The sequence below is a fragment of the Nocardia sp. NPDC060220 genome (genome assembly GCF_042727815.1).
Lineage (GTDB): Bacteria > Actinomycetota > Actinomycetes > Mycobacteriales > Mycobacteriaceae > Nocardia.
The window spans coordinates 1-16,791 of record NZ_JBHWZY010000034.1; the positions used below are offsets into that span (position 1 = coordinate 1).

Sequence of the window (16,791 nt, forward strand, 5' to 3'; positions counted from 1 at the left end):
CTCGTCGCCGGTGCGGTCGAGGAAGCCGGTGTTGATGAACACCACGCGGTCCTTGGCGGCCTCGATCGACGCGGCGAGGTTGACCGTGGTGCGGCGCTCCTCGTCCATGATGCCGACCTTGAGGGTGTTGCGGGTCAGGCCGAGGACGTCCTCGATCCGGCCGAACAGCTCGTTGGTGAACGCGGCCTCGTCGGGGCCGTGCATCTTCGGCTTCACGATGTAGACCGAGCCGGTGCGCGAGTTGAGACGAGTGTTGTCACCGTTGAGCGAGTGCACGGCGATCAGCGAGGTGATCAGGCCGTCCAGGATGCCCTCGCCGACCTCGTTGCCCTCGGCGTCGATGATCGCGTCGGAGGTCATCAGGTGACCCACGTTGCGCACGAACAGCAGCGAACGACCGTGCAGGACCAGCTCGGAACCGTCGAGCGCGGTGAACACGCGGTCGGGGTTCATGGTGCGGGTGAAGGTCTTGCCGCCCTTGGAGACTTCCTCGGCCAGGTCGCCCTTCATCAGGCCGAGCCAGTTGCGGTAACAGACGACCTTGTCGTCGGCGTCGACCGCGGCGACCGAGTCCTCGAAGTCCATGATCGTGGTGAGCGCGGACTCGAGGACGATGTCCTTGACACCGGCGGTGTCGGTGGAGCCGATCGGCGAGGTGGCGTCGACCTGGATCTCGATGTGCAGCCCGTTGTGCTTGAGCAGGATCGAGGTCGGGGCCTCAGGGTCGCCGAGGTAGCCGACGAGCTGCGACGGATCGGCCAGGCCGATGTCGGTGCCGTCTTCCAGACCGATCTCGAGCTCGCCGTCGACGATCTTGTAGTACGCCGAGCCGAGGTGCGAACCGGTGATCAGGGTGACCGCGTCGTCGAGGAAGTTGCGGCCCCACTCGATGACCTTGTCGCCGCGCACGCGGTTGTAGCCGCTGCCCTTCTCCGCGCCGTTGGCCTCGGGGATGGCGTCGGTGCCGTAGAGCGCGTCGTAGAGCGAGCCCCACCGCGCGTTGGCGGCGTTGATCGCGAAGCGCGCGTTCATCACCGGCACCACGAGCTGCGGGCCCGCGGTGGTGGCGATCTCGGTGTCGACGTTTTCGGTGGCGATCTGGAACGCGGCCGGCTCCGGCTTGAGGTAGCCGATCTCGGTCAGGAACTGCTTGTAGGCGGCCTTGTCGTAGCCGGTGCCCGGGTTCTCGCCGTGCCAAGCGTCGAGCTTGCCCTGGAACTCGTCGCGCTCAGCGAGCAGAGCGCGGTTACGCGGGGCGAGGTCGTTGATGATCTGCTCGGCACCGGCCCAGAACGCGGCGGAATCTACGCCGGTACCGGGGAGCGCCTCGTTCTCGATGAAATCGTGAAGAACGCTCGCCACCTGGAGCCCGCCGACCTGAATCCGCTCTGTCATCTACTGCCTCACTTTGGTGAAAACCGGGTGGGAAAAGTCGATGTCATGTTACCCGTGGGTAGAGGTGACACCTCGTGTGGGTTCGAACGCCCTGGGGCCTCCGTCCATTCCGCCACGCCGAGCCACCGAGGTCGGAGGCGTGGGCGCGGCGGGTCACCCCTTGATTGTAGGTGCGCGGGCAATTAATGTACTGATCGGAACATTAAGTCGCGTGCCGGACCGAACGGAGGCGCCGTGACCACCGAACCGGTATCGCCCGTGCGCCGTCGCGGACGCCCTCGTGCCACCGAGCGCGCCGACACCCGCGAGCGGATCCACGACGCCGCGCTCGAGCTGTTCGCCGAACGCGGATTCCACGCCACGGGTGTGGCCGAGATCGGCGCGAAAGCCGACGTCCAGCGGGGTGCGCTGTACTACCACATCGGTTCCAAGGAAGACCTGCTGTGGGCGATCCTGCGCGACTACACCCGGCTGCTGCTCGCCGACGCCGAACGCATCATCGAGGCCGATGCCGACCCCGTCCAGACCCTGCGCCTGCTGATTCGCAGTCACGTCGAGCTGATCGTCACCCATCGGCGCGCGGTGGCCGTGCACCTGCGTGACGCCGACGCACTCACCCACGAACACGCGGTCGTGCTCCAGCAACTGCGCGATCGGCTGCAGCGCCACTGGCAAGACGTGATCGACGCGGGCCACGCGGCCGGTCAACTACGCACCGCCGACCACATCGTCACCAACGGCATGCTCGGCATGCTCAACTCCCTGGGCTACTGGTACCGCGAGCGCGGCTCCCATTCCCCCGCCGAGATCGCCGACATCCTCACCGACACCGTCCTGTCCGGGCTGCGCGCCACGGGCGACAACACGAAAGGCTGACCATGGCTTGGGATTTCGAGACCGATCCGGAGTACCAGCGCAAGCTCGACTGGGTAGCGGAGTTCGTTCGCACCGAGGTCGAGCCCCTGGATCTGCTCTACCCCAACCCCTACGACCGCGCCGACCCCGAGATCCGGGCGCTGATGCGGCCGCTGCAGCAGCAGGTCAAGGATCAGGGCCTGTGGGCCTGCCATCTCGGTCCCGAGCTCGGTGGTCCCGGTTTCGGCCAGCTCAAGCTGGCACTGCTCAACGAAGTGCTCGGTACCTCGATGTGGGCGCCGCTCGTCTTCGGTTGTCAGGCACCGGATTCGGGCAATGCCGAGATCCTGGCGCACTTCGGCACCGAGGAGCAGAAGGCGAAGTACCTGCAGCCGTTGCTCGACGGCGAGATCGGCTCCTGCTACGCGATGACCGAGCCCACCGGCGGCTCCGACCCGACCGCGTTCCGCACCACCGCGGTGCGCGACGGTGACGAGTGGGTCATCAACGGCGAGAAGTGGTTCAACTCCGCCGCCGAATTCGCCACCTTCCACATCGTGATGGTCGTGACCGACCCCGAAGCCGAACCGCACCAGCGGTTGTCGATGTTCATCGTGCCCGCCGATGCGCCCGGTCTCGAGCTGGTGCGCAACTTCACCGTGCCCGGGTTCAGCGAACACGAAGGGCATCTGCGATTCACCGATGTCCGGGTGCCCGCCGATCATCTGCTCGGCGCGGAAGGCGCGGGGTTCATCGTCGCGCAGACCCGGCTCGGCGGCGGACGCGTGCATCACGCGATGCGCACGGTCGCGTTGGTACGCAAGGCCTTCGACATGATGTGTGAGCGCGCGGTGTCGCGCCCGGCCCGCAGAGGTGTCGTCGGCGGCTTCCAGATGACCCAGGAGCGCATCGCCGACAGCTGGATCCAGATGGAACAGTTCCGCCTGCTGGTCCTGCGCACCGCGTGGCGCATCGACCAGGCCCAGGACTATCGCGCCGTCCGCAAGGACATCGCCGCCATCAAGATCGCCATGCCGACCGTCATGAACGACATCGCCCGCCGCGCACTGCATCTACACGGCGCGATGGGCGTGAGCACCGACCTACCCTTCCTCGACATGACCACCTACGCCGAGGTCATGGCCATCGCCGACGGCCCGACCGAGGTGCACAAGATCACTCTCGCCAAGGAAGTGCTCAAGAACTACGCGCCGGGAGATCCGGTGTATCCGAGTGGCTACCGGCCGGCACTGCGCGAACAAGCCCGCGATCTGGTGGCGCGCAGGCTCGAACACGAGGTCGGCAACCACTGAAGGTCCCCGATCGCGGGGTAGGCACGAACTAGCCTGCCTCGCATGGGTGGTGTCAGCAATCCCGGGGACAACGGCACGCAACGATCACCTGCCGGGACCGAGGACGAAGCGGTCCCGGCACATCCGGTCGCGAATCGTCGTTCGGTCAACAAGCCGGTGTTCCTCATCGCCGCGGGCACCGTGCTGGCCTTCGGGATCTGGGCACTGGCCTCACCGTCGAGCGCCGAGACCATCGTCGGCGAGGTCAAGACGTTCACCACCACCTGGTTCGGCTGGTGGTACTTCGTGCTCGCCACGGCCATCCTCGGCCTCGTCGTTTTCCTCGGCGCCAGCCGGTACGGCCGCTACCGGCTGGGACCGGAGGAGTCACGGCCGGAGTACAGCCTGTTCTCCTGGACGTCGATGCTGTTCGCGGCGGGTATCGGCATCGACCTGATGTTCTTCTCGGTCGCCGAGCCCGTCTACAACTACCTGCGTCCCCCGCTGGGTGAGCCGGGCACCAACGAAACGGCCCGCAACGCGGTGGCCTGGACGATCTTCCACTACGGCATCACCGGTTGGGCGATGTACGCGCTGATGGGCGGCGCACTCGCCTACTTCGCGTTTCGCCACAACCTGCCGCTGACGATCCGTGCCGCGCTCTATCCGATCTTCGGCAAGCGCGTACACGGCCGGTGGGGCGACGCGATCGATGTGGCCGCGGTGCTCGGCACCATCTTCGGCATCGCCACCTCGCTGGGCATCGGCATCGTCCAGCTCAATTACGGACTGCACCAGATGTTCGGGATCCCCCAGGGCAAGGCCGCCCAGATCGGGCTGATCGCACTGTCGGTGGCCATCACCACGATCTCCGCTACCACCGGCGTCGACAAGGGCATCCGGCGATTGTCGGAGCTCAATGTCATCATGGCGATCGCGCTGCTGATCTACATCCTGGTGGCGGGCAACACCGATTTCCTGCTCAACGGCCTGGCCCAGAACGCGGGCGACTACCTGTCGACCTTCCCCGACCGGACCCTCGACACTTTCGCCTGGGAGCGCAACCCCGAGACGGCGAACGCGCCGTCGACCTGGCTGGACAGCTGGACGTTGTTCTTCTGGGCGTGGTGGGTGGCCTGGGCACCGTTCGTCGGCCTGTTCCTCGCGCGCATCTCGCGCGGACGCACGCTGCGCGAGTTCATCTTCGGCGTGCTCGTCGTGCCGTTCAGCTTCACCCTGATGTGGATCTCGATCTTCGGCAACAGCGCGCTCGAGGCCGCCAGGGACGACCGAGCCTTCGCCGAGAAGACCGCGGACCGAGCCGAACTCGGCTTCTACTCGCTGCTCGAGAAATATCCCGGCGCGACGCTGTTGCTCGGCGTCGCGACCATCACCGGGCTGCTCTTCTATGTGACCACCGCCGATTCCGGGTCGCTGGTCATGGGCAATTTCACCTCGAAGCTCCCCGATCCGATGGCCGACTGTGCCACCGGCACCCGCATCTTCTGGTCGGCCGCGATCGGGGTGCTCACCCTGTCGATGCTGTTCGCCGGTGCGGGCGGGTCCATCACGACCCTGCAGAACGCCACCATCATCATGGGGTTGCCGTTCTCGTTCGTGTTGGCGCTGATCGGCATCGCGCTGCTGCGCGCTGTCCGCAACGAGTCGTTCAAACTCGACAGCTACCGCACCTCGTTGCCCAAGGCTTTCGCCGCGGGCCGTGGACCGGCCGAACTCAGCAGTTGGCGTCGCCGGTTGCTCTCGACCATCAACTACCCGGGGCCCGCGGCCACCCGCAAATTCATCAGCGGCACCGTCGATCCGGCGATGCACGATGTCGCCGCGGAGTTCGAGCACATGGGTATGACGGCGACCATCGACGATTCCCAGTCCAACGAGGGTCTGCCGTCCCCGCGCCTGCTGGTCGATCAGGCCAGTGAGCCCCGGTTCGAGTACGGCATCTGGCCGGTCTCGGCACCGGCCCCGACCTATGCCGTGCTCGCGCAACGGTCCGGGGATCGCTACTTCCGCTGCGAGGTCTACCTGGCCGAGGGGTCGCAGGGCTACTCGCTCAACGGCTACAGCCGCGAGCAGATCATCGGTGACATTCTCGACCAGTACGAACGCCACCTCGGCTATCTGCACCTGCGCCGCGCGGCGGGCGATCACCACGAGCCCGAATCCGGCGACGTCGACAGCACCGACCGCGAACTGTGAAGGGATCAGCATGAGCGACACTCTCTATATCGACGGTTCCTGGCGACCGTCAGCGTCCGGGCAGACGCGCGAAATCCGCTGCCCGGCAGACGATTCCCTCGTCGGGGTCGTCGCCGAGGCCGGCCGCGACGACACGGTCGCCGCGATCATCGCGGCCCGGCGGGCCTTCGACGAAGGCCCGTGGCGCCGCACCGGCGCCGCCGAGCGGGGCGACCTGCTGCTGCGGGTCGCCGACGCGATCGACGCGCGACGAGACGAGTTCGTGCGCGCCGAGACCCTCGACACCGGCAAGCGCCCCTACGAGTCCGACATCGACATGTCCGACATCGCGAACTGCTTCCGGTATTTCGGCAAGCTCGCCGCCGACGACGCGGGCCGGATCGTCGACGCGGGCTCCCCCGACATCGACTCCCGCATCGTCTACGAACCGGTCGGGGTCTGCGGGTTGATCACGCCGTGGAACTACCCGCTGTTGCAGGCGGCCTGGAAGGTCGCCCCGGCGTTGGCGGCAGGCAATACGTTCGTGCTCAAACCGGCTGAACTGACTCCCCACACCGCGATTCTGCTGATGTCGGTGCTCGATGACCTCGGCGTGCCCGCCGGGGTGGCCAATCTTGTGCTCGGGGCGGGCGCCACCGCGGGTGCGCCGCTGTCCGAACATCCCGATGTCGACCTGGTCTCGTTCACCGGCGGGCTCGCCACCGGCAAGATCATCGCGCGCGAGGCGGCCGCCACGGTCAAGAAAGTGGCACTCGAGCTGGGCGGCAAGAACCCGAATGTCGTCTTCGCCGACGCCTGCGACACCGACGAACGGCTGGCCGCCAGCGTCGACAACGCACTGAACGCGGCCTTCCTGCACTCCGGTCAAGTGTGTTCGGCGGGCGCGCGCCTGGTCGTCGAGGAATCGGCACACGACCGTTTCGTCGACGAGTTGGTGCGCCGCGCAGAGCAGATCCGGCTCGGCTTGCCCTTCGCCGAGGGGACCGAAACCGGGCCGCTGATCTCGGCCGCCCACCGCGACAAGGTGAACGCCTACGTCGAGCAGGCCCGCGCCGAGGGTGCCGTCATCCGCACCGGTGGCGCGTTCGCCACCGGTGACCGAGGCTCCGGAAACCTCGACAACGGGTGGTTCTACCTGCCGACCGTCATCGACGACGCCACCCGCGCAATGGCGTGTGTGCACGACGAGGCGTTCGGGCCCACCGTGACCGTGGAGACCTTCACCACCGAAGACGAGGCCGTCGCCATCGCCAACGACACCGAATACGGGCTCGCGGGCGCGGTCTGGTCCGGTGACGCCGCACGCGCCCGCCGCGTCGCCGCCCGGCTGCGGCACGGCACGGTGTGGGTCAACGACTTCGGGCCGTACCTGCCGCAGGCCGAGTGGGGCGGTTTCGGCCGCTCGGGTGTCGGGCGCGAGCTCGGTCCGTCCGGCCTGCACGAGTATCGCGAGGCCAAGCACGTCTACGAGAATCTCCGGCCGGGCGTCACCGGCTGGTTCGCCGATCGGGAGGAACAGCGGTGACCACATACGATTACGTGATCGTCGGCGGCGGTTCCGCGGGAGCGGCCGCCGCGGCACGGTTGTCGGAAGACCCGTCGGTGACCGTCTGTCTGCTCGAGGCGGGACCGTCCGATGTCGACGACCCTGCCGTCCTGCGACTCGATCGCTGGATGGAGCTACTGGAATCGGGCTACGACTGGGACTACCCGATCGAGCCGCAGGAGAACGGCAATTCGTTCATGCGCCACGCCCGTGCCAAGGTGCTCGGTGGCTGCTCCTCGCACAACAGCTGCATCGCGTTCTGGGCTCCGCGCGAGGATCTGGATTCCTGGGAACGCGAGCACGGCGCTACCGGGTGGGGTGCGGACTCGGTGTATCGGCTGTACCCGCGGATCGAGACCAACGACGCCCCCGGCGAGCACCACGGCCGCGGCGGCCCGGTGCACATCATGACGGTGCCGCCGCACGATCCGTGTGGTGTCGCCTTGCTCGACGCCTGCGAGGCGGTCGGTATCCCGCGCGCCGAGTTCAACGCGGGACGCACAGTCGTGAACGGCGCCAACTTCTTTCAGATCAACCGGCGAACCGACGGAACGCGCTCGTCGTCGTCGGTGAGCTATCTGCACCCTCATCTCGACCGGCCGAACCTCACCATCCGGACCGGCGCGTGGGCCAAGAAGATCGTGATCGAGAACGGGCGGGCCGTCGGGGTCGACATTACCGACAACGCGTTCGGTCGCACCACCCGGATCACGGCGAACCGTGAGGTGATCGTCTCCGCCGGCGCCATCGACTCGCCGAAGCTGCTCATGCTCTCGGGCATCGGGCCTACAGTTCACCTGCGCGAGAACGGCATCGAGGTGGTCGTCGACTCGCCCGGTGTCGGCGCGAACCTGCAGGACCACCCGGAGGGTGTGATCGGTTTCGAGACGACGCGACCGATGGTGGACAGCTCCACCCAGTGGTGGGAAGCGGGTATCTTCACCCCGACCGAGGACGGCCTCGACCGGCCGGACCTGATGATGCACTACGGCAGTGTGCCTTTCGACATGCACACACTGCGGCAGGGGTATCCGACCGCCGAGAACACCTTCTGCCTGACGCCGAACGTCACCCATGCCCGCTCACGCGGCACGGTGCGCTTGCGCTCGCGCGATTTCCGGGACAAGCCGAAGGTCGACCCGCGCTACTTCACCGACCCCGACGGTCACGATATGCGCGTGATGATCGCCGGTCTGCGCAAGGCGCGCGAGATCGCCGCGACCGCACCGCTGTCGGATTGGGTGGCGCGTGAGCTGTATCCGGGGCCGGAGGCGCAGACCGACGCCGAACTGGCCGACTACGTCCGCCGAACCCACAACACCGTCTACCACCCCGTCGGCACGGTCCGCATGGGCGCGGTCGACGACCCGATGAGTCCCCTCGACCCCGAGCTGCGGGTCAAGGGCGTCGAGGGTCTGCGCGTCGCCGACGCCTCGGTGTTCCCCGCGCACACCACGGTCAATCCGAATATCACCGTGATGCTCGTCGGCGAACGCTGCGCCGAACTGGTCGCCGCCGATCGGACGTAGGTCAGCCGAGGACCGGCCCGTCCCCGCGCAGCAGAACTCTGTGCCCCGAAATAAATCAGCCGACATTTCGGACACGGTGTGCCACCATGATTTCACGCAGGTGATTCGCATCGGGCGAGGAACCGACGAGCAGCATCGAGAGGAGGAGACGGCCGTGAAACAGCAAGCGCCACAGCGAGAATCGGATAAGACCAATCGCCGCGTGAATTCGGTCCATCGCGCGATGCGCCTGGATATCGATGGCTCCGGCCGTTTCCTGATCGTGGCCTGACGGGCCCGACCCGCCTCCGCTTCCGACGTTCACACTTCTCTCGAAACATGGTGATTCCCATGCTGATTCGTCATGCCGTCGACCCGACGGCGCCCGCTCCCGACACCTGGATACACACGAGGGTGCTCGTGCTCAATGCCAGCTACGAGGCCCTCGACGAGATCACCGCCGATCGGGCCGTGACCTTGCTGATCAGCGGCGCCGCCGAGACCGTGATCGAGCGGGCACCCCGGTTCCCGATCCGCTCGCAGCATCTGGTCATCGCGTTGCCCGAGACGATCCGGCTGGTGCGCTACGTCTACCTGGCGCACGTCACGCCGATCGGTGACGACAGCCGCGCCACCCTGGCCGGCGTGTTGCGTCGCGACAAGCACCGCTGCGGCTACTGCGCCGACTGGGCGCACACCGTCGACCACATCCGCCCCCGCAGCCGGGGCGGACCGAACACCTGGAGCAATCTCGTCGCCTGTTGCGCACCGTGCAATTCAGGCAAGGCCGACCGCACCCCGGAAGAGGCGGGGATGCGGCTGCTGTGGGAGCCCAAGGCTCCCGACCCGCTCGCTCGCAAGCAGCGCCGGATCTGGAAGGAGTACGCGCCGTGACCACCACCGACCTCGCACTGACCGAACTGCTGACCCTGTCCGATTCGGGGCAATGGCACCGCGCCGCCTGCCGTGGTGACCCCAACCACGAGGCGTGGTTTCCCTACCCGTCGCAGGACTTCGACTACGCCCGCAAGATCTGCGCCGGGTGCCCGTTGCTCGCGGGGTGCGCCGAGTACGCGGCGCAGACGGGTCAGTCAGGGGTGTGGGGTGGTCGTGAATACGATCGCGGCCGCGTGATTCGCGCGTGACCGGCAGCGCCGGGTGTCCGCTGTGGCACCCGGCTCTGCGCATCCGGCACGCACCTGCACGGTTGCATGCGCTGCCTCGACCGAGGCTGACCACTCTTGCCACATGCTGTGACCTGCGGCGATGCGCACCGGTATGCGCTGTGCTGCGGTTGCGCGCGGTGTCCTTAAACTTGCCGCGTGGGTACGCATCGCAACGGGACCAGTTCTCGAAGTATCAGCAAGGGTCCGGTTATCGCGGCATCGGCAATCGTGCTGGTGATCGTCGCCGTCTTCGCCTGGGTCCAGCTCAGCGATCGTGCGGCGACCACCGATGTCGCGGCCGCCGCCGAGTGCGTCGAGGGGGCCTCACAGCTCGACGTCACCGTCGATCCGGCGATCTCGGGCCCGGTGCGTGCCGCGGCCGACCGGTTCAACGCGACCAAGCCTCGGGTGCGTGACCACTGCGCGCAGGTGAAGGTGTCGGCCCGCCCGTCGAGCGCGCTGGTCGCCGGTCTCGCCGACACCACGAAATGGGATCCGGGTCTCGGTCCGCAGCCGGGGCTGTGGATCGCCGATTCGAGCCGGTCGATCGAGCTGGTTCGGGTGCCGGGTCTGATCGAGGGCACACCCGCCTCGATCGCCACCAGCCCGATCGTGCTCGCCGTGCCCGATGCCCTGCGTCAAGCGCTCGAACAGCACCAGATCTCCTGGGCCGACCTGCCACGACTGCAGCAGGGCTCACTCGACGAGGTCGGCCTGTCCGGCTGGGGCGGGCTGCACATGGCACTGCCCGCCGGTGACGCCACGACCGCCGCCGCCGCGTCCATCGGCGCGGCGATCTCGGGCACCGAACCGTTGACCGAGCAGGCCGCCAAGTCGGGTCAGGTCGTCGCCGCGATCTCCGGGCTCGCCGCCGGCGCGCAGGCACCGGCCGACCTGATGACCGCCATGTCGGAGATCAGCGCGAATCCCCTCGACGACGATGTGCACGCGGTCGCCGCGACCCAGCAGCAGCTCGGCACCGACGGTCTCACCGCGTTCCGGCCGGTCGGCAGCGCGCCGCTGGCCGATTATCCCGCCGCGCTGATGTCGGGTCCGTGGGTCGACAAGACCCAGAATCTGATCGCGTCACGATTCATCGACTTCCTGCGGGCCCCGGAGCAGGCGGGTGCGCTCGCCACCGAGGGCTTCGGGCCCGCCATCGGTTCGGCACCGGCGAATCCGCCGCGCGCGGCACTGGAGAAGGTGCAGTCGACGCTGGCCAATCCGGTGCTCGGGGTGAACGCGACGGTCCTGCTCGACGTGTCGTCGTCGATGGGTACCGCCGAGGGCTCGACCACCCGGCTGTCGAACGCGATTGCCGCGGTCGCCTCCACCCTGCAGGTGATGCCGCCCGACTTCGGGCTCGGCCTGTGGACGTTCGGCAAGAACCTCGACGGCACCACCCCGTACAAGGTGCAGGCAGCCACCGAGCTGCTCACCGATTCCCAGCGCAATGCGGTCGGCTCGGCGGTCACCGCGGTGAAGCCGAGCCAGCTCGCCGCGGATCAGGCCTACCCGAGCCTGCTCGCCGCCTACCGCGCGGCGGTGGCCGGTTACTCCCCCGGTCGCACGAATTCGATTCTGCTGATCACCGACGGTCCCGACGACGATTCGACGCTGACCGGCACCGCGCTGGTCGACGAGATCACCGCGGCGACCGAGTCGGGCAAGCCCATTCGCATCGACATCGTCGTGGTCGGCGGCCAGGGCACCCAAACCCTGCAGACCCTCGCCGACCAGACCGGCGGGACCTACACCCGCATGCCGACGAGCAACGACCTCGGCTTCGGCACCGCGGTCGTCAAGGCGCTGACCACGCCGTAGGTCACCGGCACGGAGGCAGCTACAGGGAAACCCGCACCAGTGCACCGGATTCCATCGCTACCCAGAGGTCACCGGCAGCGTCGACGGTGAGTCCGTGCGGTTCGGCGCCCGGTAGGTCGAGATGAGTGATCGTGCCGTCGGTGGTGATCCGGCCGAGACGGCAGCTCGCCCACTCGGTGAACCACAGCGCACCGTCGGGGCCTGCCACGATCGCGTGCGGGCGGGCGTCGGTCGCCGGGAGCGCGAATTCGGCGACGGTGCCGTCGAGGTCGATGCGCCCGATCGCACCCGCGCCGATTTCGGTGAACCACAGTGCGTCGTCGGGGCCCGCGGTGATGCCGACCGGCGCGGCCGCGGGCGTGGGGATCGGGTAGACGCGTAGCGCGAGGTCGGTGTCGACGCGGGCGATCGCATTGCCCTGGTTCACCGTGAGCCACAGCGCCCCATCGGGCCCGGACGTGACCATCGAGGGCATACCGTCGACCTCGACGCGGGTGAGGTTGCCGTCCGCGGCCAGTCGCCCGACCCGACCCGCCTGTAATTCGGTGAACCAGAGCGCTCCGTCCGGCCCGGCGCACGCACCGTAGGGACCTTCCACGGACAGGCTCGTTACCACACCGTCGACGGTGATCCGCCCGAGCCGACCACCCTGGAACTCGGTGAACCACAGGTCATTATCGGAACCGGCGACGATCACTGTCGGTTGCCCGTCGGACTGCTCGAGCGGATAGGAGCGCACGATCCCCTCCGCGCAACGTCCGATCACACCCTGCGTCACCAGCGTGAACCACAGCGCCCCGTCGGGCCCGACAGTGATCCCGTACGGAGCGCCGGGTACGTCGATCACTTCCACGATCTCAGCCAAAGTCCTCAATTCCCTTCTGTATTCCGCGGAAACGACGGCGCAGCGCCCGGTCGTGCGACACCACGACCACCGCACCCCGATACTCGCTCAGCGCGCGTTCGACTTCCTCGACCAAGGTCAGCGACAGGTGGTTGGTCGGCTCGTCCAACAGCAACAGGTCGTGTTCACCGGCGAGCACACCGGCCAGCGCGAGCCTGCGCCGCTGACCTTCCGAGAGGGTACCGACCTCACGATCGAGCAGTTCGGGGGCGAACAGCCCTGTCGCCAGCAATGAATCGCGCCCGAATCCGTAGGTGTCGGTGACACTTCGGGCCGGATCGAAGCGCTCGTCCTGGCGCAGGTAGCCGATGCGTCCCGGTGCTGCCGCGTGGATCGCGTCGAGCAGTGTCGACTTGCCCGAACCGTTGGGTCCGTGGATCAGCAGCCGCTCGCGCGGGCCGAGCGTCAGCGCGCCGAGGTGGAACTCCACGCCGCTGCCTGCCGTGAATCGGCCGCGGAACCGCAACGGTTCGGGTGGTCGCGGCACCGGCTCCTCGCGCAGCCGGCGCAGGCGCTCGGCCGTATTGCGCACCCGCGACGCGACCGAGCTCTGCACCCGCCCGGCATTGCGGTCGTAGGCCATCTTGTTGTTGTCGGTCATCGCGCGACCCGGCGCGACCTGCTGGGCAGTGCTCGTGGCGAACTCCTCGAGCCGCCCGATCTCGCTGCGCCACTGCGCATAGGCCTGTTCCCAGCGAATGCGCGCGGCCGCCTTCGCCGTCAGGAATCCGGTGTAGCCGCCGCCGAAGCGGGTCAACGCGCCGTCGGCGACCTCGAGCACCGCGGTGACCACCCGATCGAGGAAGGTCCGGTCGTGCGAGACCAGCACGACGGTGCCCTGATGGGTGCGCAGGCGGTGTTCCAGCCAGGTGAGCGCGGCGTCGTCGAGGTGGTTGGTCGGTTCGTCGAGCAGGAGCACCTCCGGCGAGGCAGCGAGCAGGCAGGCCAGCCCGAGGCGGGCCCGTTCTCCGCCGGACAGGCTGTCGAGGGGTCGGTCACGGCCGATACCCGCCACTCCGAGTCCGTGCATCGACGCGTCCACCCTGGCATCGGCGGCGTAGCCGTCGCGCGCCTCGAAACGGGCGAGCAGCGCGCCGTAGCGGTCCATGTCCTGCGCTTCGGCGGCGGCTTGCATGCCTGCCTCGAGTTCGCGCAGTTCGGCCAGCGCCAGTTCGATGGCCGCACCGACTGTGTCGCCGGGCAGTGTTTGCGCGAGGTGGCCGATCCCGCCCTCGGCGGTGACGGTGATCGTGCCCGCGTCGGGTCGAGCGAGCCCGGCGAGCAGGTCGAGCAGCGTCGATTTGCCTGCGCCGTTCTCGCCGACGATGCCGACGCGTTCACCGGGCCGGATCGAGGCCGAGATGGTGTCGAGCACGGGCCGGTCCGCATAGGACTTCGAGACTCCGCGCAGGGACAGTTGAGTGGTCAAACAGTGCTCCAATCGCTACTCGTGTAGCTTTAACTGTACAAAACCGCGACAGCTAACGCAACAGGAGTTGTTTTTGGAACCACAACGACGCCCCGGCGGACGCAGCGCCCGAGTCAGGGAAGCCGTTCTCGACGCGACGGCGGACGAACTCGCCGAGCGGGGCTACCAGGACCTGAGCATGGAAGCTGTCGCTCAGCGCGCCGGAGTGCACAAGACCACCGTCTATCGGCGCTGGCGCGGCCCGGAGGGGCTCGTCGCCGACGCGCTCGAGCGCGCCTCGCAACAGCCATGGCCGATCCCCGATACGGGCACCCTCACCGGAGATCTCCGTGCGCTGACCGAATTGCTCCGACAGGGCTTCGCCGATCCCGAATCAGGCTCGCTGGCAACAGCTTTCATCGCAGCGGGGATGCAACATCCCGAGGCCGCCGACGCGCTGCGCGGCTTCTACGCGGCGAGACACGACGAGGCGGCGGCGATCGTGGCGCGGGCGGTCGCGCGCGGTGAAGTCGACCCGGAGGTCGACGCCGCCGAGATCATCCGGCTCGCGGTCGCACCACTGTTCCACCGGCTGTTCATCACCCACGAACCCGTCACTGCCGACCAGGCGCGCCGAGCCGCCGACGTGGCCGCCGCGCTGGCGAGAACACCGATCGGCTCCTGAATCAGCTTGCGCGACAGTACGACCCGTGCCATCAGGCTCGCACGGCATACACCTCGTGCAGTTCGGTGCCTGCCAGCGACGGGTCCTGCCTGATACGCGAGGTGAGTCCGTGGAGGTTGAGGACCTCGCAGAATTCGGCGAGGCGGCCGTCGCGGTCGTGCACCTCGGCGACGACGGCGCGGATGCGCGGCCAGTCGGATTCGGTGATGCCGAGCAGGACATCGAATTCGGCGCGCTCGACGTCGATCTTCAGTACGCCGATCTCGGCGACCGGATCTTCCTGCGCAAGGATCGCCGACACCGTGGTGACCTCGACATCGATCTGCTCCCCGTCGTGCAGGCCGCGGGTGATGAGGCTGATCGCGTCGTCGGGCAGGCCACTGTTGCGCAGGAAGGTCTTCGTCGCATCGTCATCGGCTTCACGGTCGGCATACAGACTCGAGTTCGCGGTGGCGCGGGGGTACCAGGTAAACGGCAGCACACCGGGTGCGGCGCCCACCGCGACCTCGAGGGCAACACCGCCTGGCACATGGGCTGCCATATTGCGGTGCAGGCAGTCGAAGATAGCGGGAGCGGGTTCGGCGGCGATCACGCGGACACCGGGGAGCGTTTCGGCGAACATCATCGCGCTGAGTCCGATATTGGCGCCGATGTCGACCGCGAGGTCACCGGGACGCAGGGTCGCGGCAGCCTGGCGGTAGTACCCGTCGGCGATCATTTCGTTCCAGAGCATGCGCGCTTCGGCGGGGCTGGTGCAGGTGACGGTACGGCCGTCGTCGAGGCGCAGTTGCTGCTGTGTCGTCATCAGATCATGAATCCTTCGAGGATCGGGCCGATCACGGCCAGCGCGGACGGGTGGGTCAGCTCGAGATGGCGAGCGTCGAGCACAGTGTTGTGGATACGGCCGGTGATGTGCGGTTGCCACGTCTGCGCGACGGCCTCGGTGTCGTCGCGGTCTTTGCCCGCGGTGAAGAAGATCAGGTCGCCGTCGAAGATCCGCGGGTGATAGTCGCCGACGAGTTCGCCTGCGGTGGAGAAACTCTCCATCACCCGGTCGACCTGGTCGGCGCCGAACAGGCCGGTACCGGTGATCTGATCGCGGATCACCTGCCAGGCCTGCTCGGTGGTGCTCGCGGTGACGGTGTCGCCGAGGTCGAACAGTTCCCGCCAGCCACCGAGCAGGTCGGCCATCAGCTCCCCCGGCGCGACATCGGTGTCGGGAGTGATCGGTGGCGCACCGACCGCGCTGTCCATCATGGCCAGCAGCGCGACCTGTTCGCCCTGTTCCTGCAACAGTGTCGCCACCACGTGGGCGATCTGGCCGCCCAGCGACCAGCCGAGCAGGTGGTACGGACCGTTCGGCTGGGTCCGGCGGATCTCGTCGACATAGCGGTGCGCGAGCTCATCGATCGACGTGGCCGGGGGCTCGGCGGCGACGACGTGCGGGTCCTGCAGGCCGAACACCGGCCGATCGCCGCGCAGATGCCCGACGAGTCCGCCGTAGAACCAGGCCAGCCCGCCCGCCGGGTGGATCGCGAACAGTGGGGTCGCATCGCCTGCGGGCCGCAAGGGCAGCAGCACCTGCATGCCCGAACCGCCCTCAGCCGCATCGACCCTGCGCGCCAGAGCCCGCGGTGTCGCGTCGTCGAACATCCACGGCAGTTCGAGTTGCACGCCGCGGCCCTGCAGTTCGGCCACCGCCATGGTCGCGAGCAGTGAGTTGCCGCCCAGATCGAAGAAGCCGGCACCGGCACCGACCCTGGCCACGTTCAGGGTCCGTGCGAAGACCTCGGCGATCGCGATCTCCGACGGTGAGCGCGGCGCGTCGTATTCGTCCTCGTTACGGCCGAAGTCGGGTGCGGGCAGGGCATTTCGATCGAGCTTGCCGTTCACTGTCACCGGCAGCGTCGAGAGCACCACGACGGCCGAGGGCACCATGTACCCGGTGAGCAGGTCGGCGGCGGTGTCTCGAACCCGCGCCGGGTCCAGTT

15 protein-coding genes are annotated in these 16,791 nt (G+C 67.9%); 9 read left to right on the forward strand and 6 right to left on the reverse strand.

The features are described from left to right. A partial coding sequence (locus ACFWF3_RS03265; protein WP_379312256.1) for a malate synthase G occupies positions 1–1,395 on the reverse strand: 1,395 nt, incomplete at its 3' end. Positions 1,396–1,629: 234 nt separating this feature from the next. On the opposite strand from ACFWF3_RS03265, the gene ACFWF3_RS03270 reads away from it, so the two are divergent. Genes ACFWF3_RS03270 through ACFWF3_RS03290 form a run of 5 tightly spaced genes read left to right on the forward strand, consistent with a single transcriptional unit; the run spans position 1,630 to position 8,834 of the window. After that, positions 1,630–2,271 carry a TetR/AcrR family transcriptional regulator gene (locus tag ACFWF3_RS03270; RefSeq protein WP_379312257.1) on the forward strand — a complete coding sequence of 214 codons (642 nt, stop codon included), beginning with the start codon at positions 1,630–1,632 and terminating at the stop codon, positions 2,269–2,271. A 2-nt stretch (positions 2,272–2,273) separates the two neighbouring features. Next, entirely contained in the window at positions 2,274–3,563 is a 1,290-nt protein-coding gene (locus tag ACFWF3_RS03275) for an acyl-CoA dehydrogenase family protein (RefSeq protein WP_379312258.1), read from the forward strand. A gap of 42 nt (positions 3,564–3,605) precedes the next feature. Then, a complete protein-coding gene (betT, locus tag ACFWF3_RS03280; RefSeq protein ID WP_379312259.1) occupies positions 3,606–5,759 on the forward strand; it encodes a choline BCCT transporter BetT in 2,154 nt (717 codons plus the stop codon). A gap of 10 nt (positions 5,760–5,769) precedes the next feature. Continuing rightward, on the forward strand, positions 5,770–7,284 hold the full coding sequence (locus ACFWF3_RS03285) for an aldehyde dehydrogenase family protein (protein ID WP_379312260.1): 1,515 nt from the start codon (positions 5,770–5,772) through the stop codon (positions 7,282–7,284). Beyond that, complete coding sequence (locus ACFWF3_RS03290) at positions 7,281–8,834, forward strand: GMC family oxidoreductase (protein ID WP_379312261.1); 1,554 nt, start codon at positions 7,281–7,283, stop codon at positions 8,832–8,834. Before ACFWF3_RS03285 ends, ACFWF3_RS03290 begins: the two co-directional genes overlap by 4 nt. A 55-nt stretch (positions 8,835–8,889) precedes the next feature. Here ACFWF3_RS03290 and ACFWF3_RS03295 read toward each other — a convergent pair whose 3' ends face one another. Continuing rightward, positions 8,890–9,138 (reverse strand): hypothetical protein, encoded by a 249-nt coding sequence (locus tag ACFWF3_RS03295; RefSeq protein ID WP_379312262.1) that lies wholly within the window; start codon positions 9,136–9,138, stop codon positions 8,890–8,892. Between the two features lie 26 nt (positions 9,139–9,164). On the opposite strand from ACFWF3_RS03295, the gene ACFWF3_RS03300 reads away from it, so the two are divergent. The 3 genes from ACFWF3_RS03300 to ACFWF3_RS03310 all read left to right on the forward strand — a co-directional run bounded on the left by ACFWF3_RS03300 (position 9,165) and on the right by ACFWF3_RS03310 (position 11,803). Continuing rightward, positions 9,165–9,707 (forward strand): HNH endonuclease, encoded by a 543-nt coding sequence (locus ACFWF3_RS03300; RefSeq protein WP_379312263.1) that lies wholly within the window; start codon positions 9,165–9,167, stop codon positions 9,705–9,707. Beyond that, the gene (locus ACFWF3_RS03305; protein WP_378991918.1) at positions 9,704–9,958 is read left to right on the forward strand and encodes a WhiB family transcriptional regulator; all 255 of its coding nucleotides are present in this window, start codon (positions 9,704–9,706) and stop codon (positions 9,956–9,958) included. The genes ACFWF3_RS03300 and ACFWF3_RS03305 overlap by 4 nt, the downstream gene beginning before the upstream one ends. Before the next feature lie 177 nt (positions 9,959–10,135). Beyond that, positions 10,136–11,803: a VWA domain-containing protein gene (locus ACFWF3_RS03310; RefSeq protein ID WP_379312264.1), complete on the forward strand. Its 1,668-nt coding sequence runs from the start codon at positions 10,136–10,138 to the stop codon at positions 11,801–11,803. A 19-nt stretch (positions 11,804–11,822) separates the two neighbouring features. On the opposite strand, the gene ACFWF3_RS03315 is transcribed toward ACFWF3_RS03310, so the two are convergent. Next, positions 11,823–12,677: a virginiamycin B lyase gene (locus ACFWF3_RS03315; RefSeq protein ID WP_379312265.1), complete on the reverse strand. Its 855-nt coding sequence runs from the start codon at positions 12,675–12,677 to the stop codon at positions 11,823–11,825. Beyond that, positions 12,661–14,148, reverse strand: a complete 1,488-nt coding sequence (locus ACFWF3_RS03320) for an ABC-F family ATP-binding cassette domain-containing protein (protein ID WP_379312266.1) — start codon at positions 14,146–14,148, stop codon at positions 12,661–12,663. Before ACFWF3_RS03320 ends, ACFWF3_RS03315 begins: the two co-directional genes overlap by 17 nt. Positions 14,149–14,209: 61 nt before the next feature. On the opposite strand from ACFWF3_RS03320, the gene ACFWF3_RS03325 reads away from it, so the two are divergent. Further along, positions 14,210–14,800 (forward strand): TetR/AcrR family transcriptional regulator, encoded by a 591-nt coding sequence (locus tag ACFWF3_RS03325; protein WP_379312267.1) that lies wholly within the window; start codon positions 14,210–14,212, stop codon positions 14,798–14,800. Between the two features lie 31 nt (positions 14,801–14,831). Here ACFWF3_RS03325 and ACFWF3_RS03330 read toward each other — a convergent pair whose 3' ends face one another. After that, entirely contained in the window at positions 14,832–15,605 is a 774-nt protein-coding gene (locus ACFWF3_RS03330) for an FkbM family methyltransferase (RefSeq protein ID WP_378991914.1), read from the reverse strand. Beyond that, on the reverse strand, positions 15,605–16,791 hold a 1,187-nt coding region (locus ACFWF3_RS03335), incomplete at its 5' end, for a thioesterase domain-containing protein (protein WP_379312268.1). The genes ACFWF3_RS03335 and ACFWF3_RS03330, both read right to left, overlap by 1 nt.

Excerpts from the sequence above, each read along its gene's own strand:
- ACFWF3_RS03275 (WP_379312258.1), top strand. The coding sequence starts at position 2,274 with ATGGCTTGGGATTTCGAGACCGATCCGGAGTACCAGCGCAAGCTCGAC.
- betT (WP_379312259.1), top strand. The coding sequence starts at position 3,606 with ATGGGTGGTGTCAGCAATCCCGGGGACAACGGCACGCAACGATCACCT.
- ACFWF3_RS03285 (WP_379312260.1), top strand. The coding sequence starts at position 5,770 with ATGAGCGACACTCTCTATATCGACGGTTCCTGGCGACCGTCAGCGTCC.
- ACFWF3_RS03300 (WP_379312263.1), top strand. The coding sequence starts at position 9,165 with ATGCTGATTCGTCATGCCGTCGACCCGACGGCGCCCGCTCCCGACACC.
- ACFWF3_RS03330 (WP_378991914.1), bottom strand. The coding sequence starts at position 15,605 with ATGACGACACAGCAGCAACTGCGCCTCGACGACGGCCGTACCGTCACC.